This window comes from Pseudomonas sp. F8002, assembly GCF_013385495.1.
Lineage (GTDB): Bacteria > Pseudomonadota > Gammaproteobacteria > Pseudomonadales > Pseudomonadaceae > Aquipseudomonas.
Map to the genome: position 1 here is coordinate 180,216 of NZ_JACAPW010000001.1, position 13,324 is coordinate 193,539.

12 protein-coding genes are annotated in these 13,324 nt (G+C 60.8%); 5 read left to right on the plus strand and 7 right to left on the minus strand.

The features are described 5' to 3' along the window. Positions 1-65 precede the first annotated feature (65 nt). The 3 genes from HX811_RS00880 to HX811_RS00890 all read left to right on the plus strand — a co-directional run bounded on the left by HX811_RS00880 (position 66) and on the right by HX811_RS00890 (position 6,373). Positions 66-1,925 (plus strand): DUF1302 domain-containing protein, encoded by a 1,860-nt coding sequence (locus tag HX811_RS00880; protein WP_177044373.1) that lies wholly within the window; start codon positions 66-68, stop codon positions 1,923-1,925. 43 nt (positions 1,926-1,968) lie between these two features. After that, positions 1,969-3,333, plus strand: coding sequence for a DUF1329 domain-containing protein (locus HX811_RS00885; RefSeq protein WP_008434250.1), 1,365 nt, complete (start codon positions 1,969-1,971; stop codon positions 3,331-3,333). Positions 3,334-3,643: 310 nt separating this feature from the next. After that, entirely contained in the window at positions 3,644-6,373 is a 2,730-nt protein-coding gene (locus tag HX811_RS00890) for a LuxR C-terminal-related transcriptional regulator (protein ID WP_177044374.1), read from the plus strand. A 9-nt stretch (positions 6,374-6,382) separates the two neighbouring features. Here the strand turns inward: HX811_RS00890 and HX811_RS00895 are convergent, their stop codons facing one another. From HX811_RS00895 to HX811_RS00915, 5 genes are read right to left on the minus strand one after another with little or no spacing between them, the layout of a single operon-like run. Beyond that, entirely contained in the window at positions 6,383-6,727 is a 345-nt protein-coding gene (locus HX811_RS00895; RefSeq protein WP_003216175.1) for a hypothetical protein, read from the minus strand. A gap of 23 nt (positions 6,728-6,750) precedes the next feature. Further along, the gene (locus HX811_RS00900) at positions 6,751-7,305 is read right to left on the minus strand and encodes a membrane integrity-associated transporter subunit PqiC (RefSeq protein WP_008434246.1); all 555 of its coding nucleotides are present in this window, start codon (positions 7,303-7,305) and stop codon (positions 6,751-6,753) included. 17 nt (positions 7,306-7,322) lie between these two features. Next, entirely contained in the window at positions 7,323-8,966 is a 1,644-nt protein-coding gene (locus tag HX811_RS00905; RefSeq protein WP_177044375.1) for an intermembrane transport protein PqiB, read from the minus strand. Then, positions 8,947-9,591: a paraquat-inducible protein A gene (locus tag HX811_RS00910; RefSeq protein ID WP_177044376.1), complete on the minus strand. Its 645-nt coding sequence runs from the start codon at positions 9,589-9,591 to the stop codon at positions 8,947-8,949. The genes HX811_RS00905 and HX811_RS00910 overlap by 20 nt, the downstream gene beginning before the upstream one ends. After that, a complete protein-coding gene (locus HX811_RS00915) occupies positions 9,588-10,184 on the minus strand; it encodes a paraquat-inducible protein A (protein ID WP_177044377.1) in 597 nt (198 codons plus the stop codon). The genes HX811_RS00910 and HX811_RS00915 overlap by 4 nt, the downstream gene beginning before the upstream one ends. Before the next feature lie 179 nt (positions 10,185-10,363). Between HX811_RS00915 and HX811_RS00920 the strand changes: the two genes are divergently transcribed. Together HX811_RS00920 and HX811_RS00925 are read left to right on the plus strand one after the other, a co-directional pair. Beyond that, positions 10,364-11,008: an MBL fold metallo-hydrolase gene (locus tag HX811_RS00920; protein ID WP_177040264.1), complete on the plus strand. Its 645-nt coding sequence runs from the start codon at positions 10,364-10,366 to the stop codon at positions 11,006-11,008. Positions 11,009-11,226: 218 nt separating this feature from the next. After that, entirely contained in the window at positions 11,227-11,997 is a 771-nt protein-coding gene (locus HX811_RS00925; RefSeq protein ID WP_032899265.1) for an OmpA family protein, read from the plus strand. A 67-nt stretch (positions 11,998-12,064) separates the two neighbouring features. On the opposite strand, the gene HX811_RS00930 is transcribed toward HX811_RS00925, so the two are convergent. After that, positions 12,065-12,646, minus strand: coding sequence for a BON domain-containing protein (locus HX811_RS00930; RefSeq protein ID WP_087692852.1), 582 nt, complete (start codon positions 12,644-12,646; stop codon positions 12,065-12,067). Further along, positions 12,643-13,236: a phosphoheptose isomerase gene (locus HX811_RS00935; RefSeq protein ID WP_003216190.1), complete on the minus strand. Its 594-nt coding sequence runs from the start codon at positions 13,234-13,236 to the stop codon at positions 12,643-12,645. The genes HX811_RS00930 and HX811_RS00935 overlap by 4 nt, the downstream gene beginning before the upstream one ends. Positions 13,237-13,324 lie beyond the last annotated feature (88 nt).

A 13,324-nucleotide genomic window follows, 5' to 3' on the forward strand; every position in this document is an offset into this window, starting at 1 on the left:
CCGGCCGTTACAAGCCCTTGGAAACGACTCACTGCCATAACAATAATGCACATGGAGTAGCGTCGATGATCTCAGCAAACCAGTTCTGGCGCCGGGCAAAACTGCCCTTGGCCGTCAGCCTCGCCTCTACGCTCGCCGGGCCTGCATTCGGCGTCAGTTTCAACATCGGTGAAATCGAAGGCAGCTTTGACTCCTCCCTGTCGGTCGGGGCCAGTTGGTCGACGGCGGGTCGCAATAAAGACCTGATCGGTGCCAACAACGGTGGCAGGGGGTTGTCGCAAACCTCGGATGACGGTCACCTGAACTTCGACAAAGGTGATTCCTTCTCGAAGATCTTCAAAGGCATTCATGACCTTGAGTTGAAATACGGCGACACCGGCGTGTTTGTCCGGGGCAAGTACTGGTATGACTTCGCGCTGCAAAACGAAGACCTGGACTTCAAGAATGTCAGCAACAACAACCGCAAAGAGGGCGCCAAGTCTTCTGGCGGGCAGATTCTCGATGCCTTCATCTATCACAACTACACCATTGCCGATCTGCCAGGTAACGTGCGGTTCGGCAAGCAGGTGGTGAGTTGGGGTGAAAGTACCTTTATTGGTGGCGGTATCAACTCCATCAACCCGATCGACGTGTCCGCATTCCGTCGTCCCGGGGCCGAGATCAAGGAAGGCCTGATCCCGGTCAACATGTTCTATGTGTCGCAGACGCTGACCGATAACTTGTCGGCAGAAGCGTTCTATCAGTTGGAGTGGGACCAGACGGTGACCGACAACTGCGGGACGTTCTTCTCGCAGCCGGATGTGGTTTCCGATGGTTGTAACAACAACCTGCGGGTGTTGAACAAGCGCTCCACCATTCCTGGCGCTGCACTGCCTACCCTTGGCGCCCTGGGCGTGGACGTGAACGAAGAAGGCGTGCTGGTGCGCCGTGGTCCGGACCGTGACGCCCGCGACAGCGGCCAGTTCGGCGTGGCCATGCACTACAACTTCGAGCCGCTGGATACCGAGTTCGGCGCCTACTTCATGAACTACCACAGCCGTGCGCCGATCTTCAGCGCCCAAGGCGCTCCAGCTTCGGCCTACACGCGGCCTCTGGGGCCTTTGGGAGCACTGCGGCCGCTGATTGTTGCGGGCAGTTCCAATTACTTCATCGAATACCCTGAAGACATTCGTCTTTACGGCTTGAGCTTCTCCACCACGCTGCCTACCGGTACTGCCTGGAGCGGTGAGTTGAGCTATCGGCCAAATGCGCCAGTACAGTTAAGCACCACCGACATTCTTTATGCGGGTGTCACGCCGATTCCGGGCTACGGGAATGCCTCGGTGCTGAAGGGCACGCCAGGCCAGGATCTGCATGGCTACAATCGCAAGGAAGTGACGCAGTTCCAGACCACCTTTACGCACTTCTTTGATCAGGTCATGGGCGCCAGTCGTTTGACCACGGTCGGTGAAATTGGCGTGACCCACGTCGGTGGCCTGGAAAGCAAATCCGACGCACGTTATGGCCGAGATCCGGTCTTCGGTCCTGGCACGCTGCCAGGCGGGTTCTGTAACGCCCTTAACAACTCGACGGCCAACGGCGCCGGTCTGCCGAACGCCGCTGGCCTGAACACCAACTGCAACAACGACGGCTACACCACGGCCACCTCCTGGGGCTATCGCGCTCGTGCCATCTGGGAGTACCCGGACGTCTTCGCCGGTGTAAACCTCAAGCCCAACGTGGCGTGGTCCCATGACGTCAAAGGCTACTCGCCAGGTCCTGGCGGCAACTTTGAAGAGGGGCGCAAGGCCGTCAGCCTGGGTGTCGATGCCGAGTACCAGAACACCTACACCGTCAGCCTCAACTACACCAACTTCTTTGGCGGCAAATTCACCACGGTGGATGACCGTGACTTTATCGCCTTGAGCGCTGGCGTGAACTTCTAAGCACACTCTCTTTAAGCAGTATGTTTTAAGGAAGAACCAGAACATGAAAATAACTAAAAATCTGTTGCAGGTGGGTGTGCTGGGGCTGTCGATCATGGCGGGTAGCGTCATGGCGGCGGTCTCGGCGGATGAAGCCGCCAAGCTCGGCACGACCCTGACCCCGATGGGCGCCGAAATGGCCGGTAACGCGGCCGGCACCATCCCTAAATGGTCGCCACTGCCCACCAACGCCGGTGCCGTGGATGCCCGTGGCTTCCTGGCCAACCCGTACGCCAGCGAACAGCCGCAATTCACCATCACCGCGCAGAACGTCGAGCAGTACAAGGACAAGCTGGCGCCGGGGCAGTACGCGATGTTCAAGCGCTACCCCGACACCTTCAAGATGCCGGTCTACCCGACCCATCGCGGCGCCACGGTGCCAGCTGATGTGTTCGCCGCCATCAAGAAAAACGCCACCAGCACCAACCTGGTGTCCGGCGGCAACGGCCTGGAAAACTTTGAAACCGCCGTACCGTTCCCGATTCCGAAAAGCGGCGTTGAAGTGATCTGGAACCACATCACCCGCTATCGCGGCGGCAGCGTGACCCGCCTGGTGACCCAGGCCACGCCGCAAACCAACGGCTCGTTCAGCCTGGTGTACTTCCGCGATCAGTTCGTGTTCCGCGACAAGATGAAGGACTACGACCCGAAAAACCCGGGCAACATCCTGTTCTACTTCAAGCAGCAAGTGACTGCGCCGGCACGTCTGGCCGGTGGTGTGCTGCTGGTGCACGAAACCCTCGACCAGGTGAAAGAGCCCCGTTCGGCGTGGGTCTACAACGCCGGCCAGCGCCGTGTGCGCCGGGCACCGCAAGTGTCGTATGACGGCCCGGGTACCGCCGCCGACGGCCTGCGGACTTCCGACAACCTCGACATGTTCAACGGTGCACCGGACCGCTACGACTGGAAACTGGAAGGCAAGAAGGAACTGTACATCGCCGAAAACAGCTACAAGCTTGACGATCCGAAGCTCAAGTATGTCGACATCATCAAGGCCGGCCACATCAACCAGGACCTGGCGCGCTACGAGCTGCGCCGTGTGTGGCATGTGGTTGCAACCCTGAAGGAAGGCCAGCGCCACATTTACGCCAAGCGTGACTTCTTCATCGACGAAGACACCTGGCAAGCCGCGGTGATCGACCACTACGACGGTCGTGGCCAACTGTGGCGCGTGGCGGAAGCCCATGCCGAGAACTACTACGACAAGCAAGTGCCGTGGTACGCCCTCGAAACCCTCTACGACCTGCAGTCCGGCCGCTACCTGGCACTGGGCATGAAGAACGAAGAGAAACAGGCCTATGACTTCGGTTTCACCGCCACCACCAGCGACTTCACCCCGGCGGCCCTGCGTCAGGATGGTGTTCGCTAACTTGCTGTAAACGAGGCCGCATCCTCGAAAGACGCCCCGACTGGTTCGGGGCTTTTTTTTGCCGGACCACTGTGGCGAGGGAGCTTGCTCCCGCAGGGATGCGTAGCAGCCCCAAAAACGGGAGCGCTGCGCACTCCAGCGGGAGCAAGCTCCCTCGCCACAGAGTGTCGGTCGTTACAGAAGAAGTCCGGATATTTTTTGTTGTAGTCTTTTTCAGACAAATGTTGCAAAGATCTACAAAGCTGTCGCTTTTACCGCTAGTCTGCGGACATCTGCAATGCCGACAACAGCCTTCTACAAGAGCCCGGCGATGACTGATCTGTCCCGAATTCAAGGGCCTGCCAGCGCGGTGATTCCGACCCTGGAAGGGCGCTTCTATCGACCCCCACTGCCTGACGGCTATGTGTTGCGACCGCGCCTGTGCGAACGGCTGAGTGAAGGTTTGGCCGGGCGTCTGTTGCTGGTCAGCGCCCCGGCCGGGTTCGGCAAGAGTTCGCTGGCGGTGGAGTTCTGCCAGAGCCTGCCGGCCCACTGGCAAAGCCTGTGGTTGGGGCTGAGTCCCCGGGACAACGACCCGGGACGTTTTCTTGAACGCCTGCTCGACGGCTTGCAGCAATACTTCCCGCAGTTGGGCGCCCAATCCCTGGGCCTGCTGAAAATGCGCCAGCGTCACCAACCCTTCGCCTTTGAAGAATGGCTCGACGGCCTGCTGGATGAACTGACGGTGCACCTGTCGACCCAGGCGCCGCTGTTGCTGGTGCTGGATGACTACCATCTGGCCCAGGGCCCGGTACTCGACCGCTGCCTGCAATTTTTCCTCAATCACCTGCCCGACGGCCTGCTGGTGCTGGTCACCAGCCGCCAGCGTCCCGACTGGCACCTGGCCCGACTGCGCCTGTCCCGGCATTTGCTGGAACTGCACGAGCAGGACCTGCGCCTGACTCACGGCGAATCCCTGGCGCTGCTGGATCGCCACAGCAGTTCATTGCGTGGTGAAGCCCTGGATAACCTGATCCGGCGCAGCGAAGGCTGGGTGGCCGGCCTGCGTTTCTGGCTGCTGGCGGCTTCCGAGGCCGGCAGCGAAGGTACGCTGCCCCAGGGTTTGCACGGCGGGGAAGGGCTGATCCGCGATTACCTGCTCGAAGAAGTCATCGACTGCCTGCCCTCGGAAGTCCAGGCGTTCCTCTACGACACCGCGTCCCAGGAGCGCTTTTGCAGCGAGCTGTGCGACGCCGTGCGCGAGGCCCACGACAGCACGGAAATCCTGCGCTACCTGCAAGCCCACCAGGTATTCCTGGTGCCGCTGGACGAGCAGGGCCATTGGTACCGTTATCACCATCTGTTTTCCGACCTGCTGCGCACCCGGCGCGCGAGCAATGCTGTGTTGCCGGCAGCCAGTCTGCACCTGCGGGCCTGCCGCTGGTTCAATGCCCAGGGCTTGATCGACGAGGCAGTGGAGCAGGCGCTGCGTGCGGGCCACCTGGATGTGGCGGCAAACCTGGTGCAGAACCTGTCCGAAGAGCAACTGCTGGCGGAGCAGAATGTCGGCATGCTGCTGCGCTGGAAAATGGACTTGCCCGACAGTTTGCTGATGAGTACGCCACGCCTGATCGTGCTCTACAGCTGGGCGTTGGGCCTGGCCTGCCAGCTGGATGCGGCGCAGGAACTGGCCAGCCACCTCAGCCGTTTTTTACCGGCCCCGTCGGCCACCGCGCAAAAGTCGATGCTGGCGCAATGGCTGGCCCTCAGCGGGATTATTGCCCGGGGCCGTGGTGATCGTGAGCTGACCCAGTCGTATTGCAGCGAGGCCATGGAAAGCCTGCCGCACAAACGCTATGGCCAGCGGTTGATGTGCCTGTCGACCCTGTCCAACCTGGCCATTGTCGACGCCGACCTGTGGCGCGCCCGCGGCCTGAACCGCGAATCCCTGGAGTTGGCGCAGCGGGTCGGCAATCCATTGTTTGAAGCGCTGGCCCATTACGACCGAGCGCGTGTACTTCAGGCCCGTGGCGAGATCCTGCGGTCGCTGGATGAAGTGCGCCAGGGCCTGCAACGTTTGCAAGGCCTGGCGCCGCAACGCCTGTACGCAGTGCGCGCGCGCCTGGCGTTGTACGAAGGCTATTTGCTGCTGATGCGCTGCCAGCCTGAAGCCGGGCTCGCTCGGCTGCGTGCCGGATTGACGGAGGCGCGAGCCTGTCGGGATATCAGCGTGTTGATCGGCCACTGTGTGATCGCCAGCTTCGAAGGTCGCCGTGGCGACTTCTCCGTGGCCTTTGCCGAATTGGCCGAGGCCGAGCGCTTGATGCATATCTGGGACGTGCCGCCGATTTTCTATCTGGCGATGATCACCCTGGTCAAATGCGAGCTATGGCTGGCTCAGGGGCGCACCGACCTGGCCGATGCCTGGCTGACGCGGCTGGGGCAAACCTACAACGGTGAACAGGCCGCTGCCGCACCGGAGTTCCACCCGCACCTGCCGCAACATATCGAGTTGCAACAGGCGGCACTCGACGCCATCCGTCATCAGCCGGCGGCTTCACTGCAACGGCTCGATGAACTGGCACGCCAGGCCCATAACAGCGGCCGGCAGATGATCAGCCTGATGGCGCTGACCCAGCAGGCACTGTTACTGCTGGACGGTGGCCAGGAAGCCCAGGCCCGCCCGGTGTTTGCCCGCGCGCTTGAAGCGGCTGCCGGTGGCGCGATGCAACCTTTCCAGCGCCTGTTGGAACGCTATCCCGAGTGGACGCGGGAGCAGCTTTCCCGGGATCCCCATGGACTGTTGAACCAAGGCCTGCTGGCACTCTTGCCGGATGTTGCAGTAGTTGAAACCCCACACACACTGGAGACCCTGAGCACCCGTGAACTGGCGGTGCTGCACCTGATCGCACAGGGTTGTTCAAACCAGGAGATCAGCAATCAGCTGTTTATCTCCCTGCACACCGTGAAAACCCACGCCAGCCATATCAACAGCAAGCTCGGGGTGGAGCGGCGCACACAGGCGGTGGCGCGGGCGCAGGAGATGGGATTGCTGGGGTAGAAACCTGGATCAATGGGATCGAAAGCCCCAGACGATTTCCACCACGCGGGCTGCCACCAGCACATAGATCAGGATAAGCAGCAGCTGAAGGACCAGGTGATAACGCAGCTTGGCGAGCCGGCGGATGCCATCGCTCACATTCAGCACCATCAGCAAGCTTGAGACCACGATCAAGCCCCACCCGGCCACGCTTGACGCCAGGATGCCGAGGAACAGCTCATGTTTCCCGGCCAGTGCGTTGGTGCCCGCAGCAAACAACAGCGCGCATACCAGCAGGTTCTTCACATTGTCGAAGACCTGGGTGCTGAAGTCATTCTCCAGCAGTTGCTGATACCACTTCCAGAATGTGCGCATGGCTCGATCCCCTGGATCAATGTTTACCGCACGGCGGGGCACTCACTCGATGACTTGTCGGCGGCCTGGCTGAGCAGCGCGGCAAACCGCTTGACGTTGTTTTGCTGCGCGATCACCAGGTCGTCAATGGTCGGGCCGGAAGGCGACTGCACCACCGTGCGACACGTCAGCGGCGTGCGTTCGTCCGTGCCCGTCTGGCGAAGCCGCCATTTGACGTCGAGCAGGGCGTACTGCCCGGGGATCGAGTCAAAGCGCTGGACCTCAATGCGCACCGCCAGGTTTTTCCGGCTGCTGGCGAGTTGATCCACCAACGCGCTGCGCAACTCATCCACCAGGCTGGCAGCCCACCATTGCGTCTCGAGAATGGCCACGCCGCTGTCACCCTGGCGGATGACAATCTGCGGCCGGTCGACCTGTGGCGGGACCGTGATGCTTTCAATCCGGATCTCGCCCCCCGCGGCTAATGACGCATTGCTGCGCTGCACCGGCGTCAGGGTATGAAATTGAATGGGCTCACTGCGGCACGCCGTCAGCAGCAGCAACCCGGTGAGCAGCGTGATCTTCAGCGGCAAAGCCATGGTGGTTGCTCCTGTGGTCATTTGCGCGGTGGCCCTTGCAGGTCGGAGGGCGCGGCGTTGTCGGGGCGACCGCGAATCAGCGATTCGGGATGGCGTGCCAGGTAGTCCGACAGCTCTCGCAGGGAGCGCGACATGCGGCTCAGTTCGTCCAGGGTCTGGGTCAACTGTTCCCGTTGCGGCGAATCCTCGGCCAGGGTCGAACTGGCGGATTGCAGGGTTTTACTCACGTCGGCCAGCGTGTTTTGCACCCCCGGCAGTGTCTTGGCGTTGAACTGGCCGAGACCCTTGCGCAGTTCCACCAGGCTGCCGTCGAGGTTGCCGGCAATTCGCTCGATTGGCAGCTGGTTGATCTTGTTGACGATGCCTTCGAGTTTTTCCTGCAGTTGTTCCAGGTTGCCGGGGATGGTCGGAATACTGACGGGGCGCTGGTTCGGGTCAAACACGACTTTGTCGGCCTTGGGGAAGAAGTCCAGGGCGATATAGAGCTGGCCAGTGAGCAGGTTGCCGCTGCGGGCCTGGGCGCGCAGGCCGTGTTCGATGAAGCTGCCCATCAGGCGCACACCGCCGGCTTCGTCGTTGGGGTCATGCTTCAAGACCGTGAGCATTTTGGTGTTGGCTTCGCCGAGGCGCTGCGGGTAGATCACGATGCCGACGTTGACCGGGAAGCTGCGTTTTTTCTCGTCGAAATCCAGGTTGATCGACACCACTTTGCCGAATTCGATACCCAGGAATTCCACTGGCGCACCCACCGTAAGCCCGCGCAAGGCTTGATCGAAACGCAAGGTCAGGTATTGCGCCTTGCCATTGGGCGGCGCCAGCGCGGTTTGCTGGTCGGCGAACAGTTCATAGGAATGCTCCTCACTGGCCGGCTTGTCGTCGGGGCTGTAGGGCGGAGCCAGGAAAGCGATGCCGCCCACCAGCATGGACGACAAGGATTCGGTCTTCAGCGCAAACCCGTTGGCGCCGACACTCACATCAATCCCGCTGGCGTTCCAGAACCGGGTGTTCTCGGTGACGTAGGCGTCATTGGGTGCATGCACGAACACGTCGATGTTCACGCCCTTGCCGTCAGCGTCCAGGGCATAGGCCACCACCTGGCCAACGGGAATCTTGCGGTAGTACACGGGGGAGCCGATATCCAGCGAACCCAGATCCTGGGTGTGCAGCGTGAAGCGTTTGCCCGGTTCGCCATAGGTGATGGGCGGCGGGTTTTCCAGGCCGGTGAACCGGTTGGCGCGGGTATCGGACTGGCCGATATCGGCGCCGATATAATCCCCGGAGAGGAGCGTGTCGATACCGGAAACGCCACCGGCGCCGATACGTGGGCGCACCACCCAGAACTGCGAGTCTTCACGGGTGAAGCTTTCAGCCTGCTTGGACAGTTTGATCGTGGCGTTGACGCTTTTCTGATCGTCGCTCAACTCCACGTCAGTCACCTGGCCGATCACCACGTTGCGGTATTTCACGTCGGTCTTGTTGGCGGTCAGGCCGCTGCCGGTCTTGAAGGTAATGGTAATGCTCGGCCCTTGCTGAAGGATGCTGTGCACCACCAGCGAAATGCCCACCAGCACCGCGACAATCGGCACGATCCACACCAGCGAGACGCTGAAGCGCCGCGTCTTGATCGCAGGCTGCGGTTTGTCAGTGGTTTGCGACGCCATCCGGCATCTCCTCGTTGTGTGGGTTTTCCCAGATCAGGCGCGGGTCGAAACTCATTGCCGAGAGCATGGTGAAAACCACCACCAGGCCAAAGAACAGAATGCCCAGGCGCGGCTCGATGGTGCCCAGGGCCTGGAACCGCACCAGGGCGGCCACCAAGGCCACCACGATTACATCCAGCATCGACCAGTAGCCAATCACTTCGACGAAGCGAAACAGCTTCGAGCGCTCCTTGCGCGCCCACTGGTTATTGCGCTGCACGGTAACCAGCAGCAACGTCAATGCGACGAACTTGATACCCGGCACCGCGATGCTGGCGATGAAAATGATCAGGGCGATGTCCCAGGCGCCGTGCTGCCAGAACTCCAGCACGCCGCTCATGATGGTGCTGTCGGCGCCCGAGCCGAGCATCGAGGTGTTCATCACCGGCAGTAAGTTGGCGGGCACGTAAAACGCCAGCGCCGTCAGCATATAGGCCCAGGTACGGGTCAGCGAATGGACCTTGCGCCGGTGCAGCGGCGCGCCGCAACGCTCGCATTCGTCGGGCGCGGTGCTGACGTCGCAAGCCTGGCCGCAGCTGTGGCACAGGCACAGGTTCAGCTCGCTGGCGGTCGGTGGATGGCTCATAAAATGTCCCACAGGTCGCGAATATCACGCCCCGCAATGCGGATCAGCAACAGGCTGAGGGCGGCCAGGGCAAACAGGCCGGTGCCGGGCAATACATCCAGCATGCCGGCGAGTTTGAACACCGCCACCATGGCGCCCAGCAGGCAGACTTCGAGCATGCTCCAGGGCCGAAGCGCTTCGAGCCAGCGCATGCACAGCTTGAACGCCGGCGAGCGTTTGCCCTTCATCGCAAAGCCCAGCACCCAGATCAACAGCAGCAACTGGAACACCGGCGCGATGATGATGGAAATCGCCGCCACCAGCGCGATGAAGGTGATCGGGCCCTGGGCCAGTGCGACCACCGAATCCCATAACGTGGCGCTGCTTTTCAGGCCTTGCAGGCTGATGCTCATCACCGGGTAGAAGTTGGCGAAAATCCACAGCACGGTGGCGGTCAGGGTCAGGGCCAGGCGTTGTTCCACCGACAGCCCGTTATAACGCTGGAGTACGCCTGCGCAGCGGGTGCAAAGGGTCTTCTGATGTTTGGCGAGCGTGACTTTTTCGTACACGCAATCGCAGTGTTCGCAGATGATCAATGGGCTGAGGGTCGCCATAAGTCCCACTCCATGCGCTATACGTTGCGCGTTGTATGACTGGCGCCAGAGTAGCTTAGCAGTTGCCGGGTTTGACAGCCGTGCGCTCGCGAGCGCTTTCGGATCGGGTGCAGGGTCGAACATACTGTGCGCCGGAATGCAGTACAAAAGAGTGTGCCTTTGAATTTGCAGGAATACCCATGAATATTCAGTCTCCCGCGCTGATCCGCGAAACGTTCCCGGTAGGCCCGTTGCAGTGCAACTGCACGATCATCGGCGACCCCGTCACCAAAAAAGCCATCGTCGTCGACCCGGGCGGCAACCATGAGCTGATCCTGGCGCGCCTCGATGCGCTGGGCCTGAAAGTGGTCAGCATTATTCACACCCACGCCCATCTTGATCACTTCCTGGCCTCCGGGCAGTTGAAGGAAAAAACCGGCGCTACCCTGCACTTGCACAAGGACGACCAGTTTCTGTGGGACAACCTGGAAATGCAGTGCCAGATGTTCCGCGTGCCTTACACGCCAGTGCCGTCGCCGGATCGTTGGCTGGAGGATGAAGAAGAGCTGGCCTGTGGTTGCGGGGTTGCCTTGCATACACCTGGACACACACCCGGCTCGATGAGTTTCTGGTTCGCCGATGCGAAGTTGCTGATTGCCGGCGACACCCTGTTTCGGCGCGGCGTGGGCCGTACGGATTTGTGGGGCGGTGACCAGGCGACCATCGTGCGCTCGATCAAGCAACGGCTCTACACCCTGGATGAAGCGGCGGTGGTGGTGACAGGGCATGGTCCGGATACGCGCCTGGGAGATGAAATGCGTGAGAATCCGTTTGTCCGCGCGTGAAGCAAAATGTGGGTAGTTTTTCGGATACCAAGTGGCAACTATCAGACGAAACATATAGAGAAAATGACAATTACCGTTCAGGAAGTCTCTGCTAGGGTTTGAGTGTGGCCGGGCTTGTGTGGAGATGGAATTTTTACCGTTTGTCGTGTTCCAAGCTCGGCACAGGTCCAATGCCAATGTCCTCTGCATCACCGAATGCAAAAGTAGGAGCTTCCTTCATGTTCACTTCTCGTCGTCTGCTTGTTGTTGCTACTGCCGTAGCCCTGTTGTCGGGCTGCGCTTCACCTAATCCTTATGATGGCAGCCAGGCACAGGGTGGTGGCTCTTCCGGTGTGAGCAATACCGCCAAGTATGGTGGCCTGGGCGCCCTGGCCGGTGCGTTGGCGGGTGCAGCCATCGACCACAACAACCGCGGCAAGGGTGCGCTGATCGGCGCTGCCGTCGCCGGTATCGGTGGTGCGGGCTACGGCTACTACGCCGACCAGCAGGAAAAGAAACTGCGCGCCAGCATGGCCAACACCGGTGTCGAAGTGCAGCGCCAGGGCGACCAGATCAAGCTGATCATGCCGGGTAACATCACCTTCGCCACCAACTCGGATGCGATCTCCAGCAGCTTCTACACGCCGCTGAACAACCTGGCGAACTCGCTGAAGCAGTTCAACCAGAACACCATCCAGATCGTTGGCTACACCGACAGCACCGGCAGCCGTCAGCTCAACATGGACCTGTCCCAGCGTCGTGCGCAGAGCGTGGCCAATTACCTGACCTCCCAAGGTGTCAGCCCGACCAACCTGAGTGCCCGCGGTGCCGGCCCGGATAACCCGATCGCCAGCAACGCCGATGTCAATGGCCGTGCCCAGAACCGTCGTGTGGAGGTCAACCTGGGCCCGATCCCGGGCCAGCAGTACGGTCAGCCTGCCGCCCAGCAGCAACAGGCGCCACAGCAGAACAACCAGTTCCAGGGCAACCCGTACCAGCAGTACCAGTAACCAATAGTCAATAAAAAGGGCGCCGTGCAATCCATGCACGGCGCCCTTTTTTGTGGCTGACGATAAATCAGTCGATGTATTCGAACAGCTTCACGATCTTCTGTACGCCGGACACACTTTGTACCAGGTTGGCGGCGCGGGTGGCTTCTGCCTGGGTCAGCAGGCCCATCATGTAGACGATGCCGTTGTCGGTGACGATCTTGATCCGAGAGCCGGGAATGGCGCTGTCGGTCAGCATCTGGGTCTTGATCTTGGTGGTCAGCAGGGCGTCGTTGCTGATAGCCAGCAGGGTGATCGGCTCCATCACCTGCAGTTCGTTGTGAACCTTCTTGACCCGCTGCACAGTGGCGGCAGCTTGTTCAGCCTGGGCCTTCAAGTCGGCGCGCGGGGTTTGGCCGGTGAGCAGCACCACGCCGTTGAAGCTGACGACCACGATGCGCGACGCGCCGTTGCCCAGGTCTGGAGCGGCCTTGGACACGTTGACGGAAACCTTGGTCTCGATCAGTGAGTCATCGATTTTGCTGCCGAAAGTGCGGGTGCCTTTATCGTCCTGGATGGGCGTGTCGCGGCTCGCTTCGATTACCGAGCTGCAGCCGCTGATGCCTAGGCACAGCGTGATTGCCAATAGGCTAAGGCGTTTAACGGTCATTCTTCACTCCCGAACAGTTGGCTGTCGATCAGATCGCACAGGCAGTGGATCGCCAGCAGGTGGACTTCCTGGATACGTGCGGTGACATTGGCCGGGACGCGGATTTCCACGTCTTCGGGCAACAGCAGCGAGGCCATGCCGCCGCCGTCGCGTCCGGTCAATGCTACGACAATCATTTCACGATCATGTGCGGCCTGGATCGCTTGAATAATATTCGCCGAGTTACCGCTGGTGGAGATCGCCAGCAGTACGTCCCCCGGCTGGCCAAGGGCGCGGATCTGTTTGGAGAAGATTTCGTTGTAGCTGTAGTCGTTGGCGATCGAGGTGATCGTCGAGGTGTCGGTGGTCAGGGCGATGGCCGGCAGGCTCGGGCGCTCACGCTCGAAGCGGTTGAGCAGCTCGGAGGAGAAATGCTGGGCATCGCCGGCCGAACCGCCGTTGCCGCACGAAAGCATTTTGCCTTCGTTGAGCAAGGCGTTGACCATGACCTGACTGGCTTGCTCGATGTGCGGTGCAAGTACGTCCATCGCCTGTTGCTTGGTATCGATACTGGCCTGGAAAAGCTGGCGAATTCGGGATTGCATGTCCATCTGTGTGACCTTAAGTAGCGCGGCTGTTTGGCACAGGAATGTGCAGCCCGCAAAGCAAAGAGCAAAAGTGTGCGGTGTAGATGTCCGG

Excerpts from the sequence above, each read along its gene's own strand:
- HX811_RS00925 (WP_032899265.1), top strand. The coding sequence starts at position 11,227 with ATGTTCACTTCTCGTCGTCTGCTTGTTGTTGCTACTGCCGTAGCCCTG.
- HX811_RS00905 (WP_177044375.1), bottom strand. The coding sequence starts at position 8,966 with ATGGCGTCGCAAACCACTGACAAACCGCAGCCTGCGATCAAGACGCGG.
- HX811_RS00910 (WP_177044376.1), bottom strand. The coding sequence starts at position 9,591 with ATGAGCCATCCACCGACCGCCAGCGAGCTGAACCTGTGCCTGTGCCAC.
- HX811_RS00890 (WP_177044374.1), top strand. The coding sequence starts at position 3,644 with ATGACTGATCTGTCCCGAATTCAAGGGCCTGCCAGCGCGGTGATTCCG.
- HX811_RS00930 (WP_087692852.1), bottom strand. The coding sequence starts at position 12,646 with ATGACCGTTAAACGCCTTAGCCTATTGGCAATCACGCTGTGCCTAGGC.
- HX811_RS00935 (WP_003216190.1), bottom strand. The coding sequence starts at position 13,236 with ATGGACATGCAATCCCGAATTCGCCAGCTTTTCCAGGCCAGTATCGAT.
- HX811_RS00920 (WP_177040264.1), top strand. The coding sequence starts at position 10,364 with ATGAATATTCAGTCTCCCGCGCTGATCCGCGAAACGTTCCCGGTAGGC.
- HX811_RS00885 (WP_008434250.1), top strand. The coding sequence starts at position 1,969 with ATGAAAATAACTAAAAATCTGTTGCAGGTGGGTGTGCTGGGGCTGTCG.
- HX811_RS00900 (WP_008434246.1), bottom strand. The coding sequence starts at position 7,305 with ATGGCTTTGCCGCTGAAGATCACGCTGCTCACCGGGTTGCTGCTGCTG.
- HX811_RS00895 (WP_003216175.1), bottom strand. The coding sequence starts at position 6,727 with ATGCGCACATTCTGGAAGTGGTATCAGCAACTGCTGGAGAATGACTTC.
- HX811_RS00915 (WP_177044377.1), bottom strand. The coding sequence starts at position 10,184 with ATGGCGACCCTCAGCCCATTGATCATCTGCGAACACTGCGATTGCGTG.
- HX811_RS00880 (WP_177044373.1), top strand. The coding sequence starts at position 66 with ATGATCTCAGCAAACCAGTTCTGGCGCCGGGCAAAACTGCCCTTGGCC.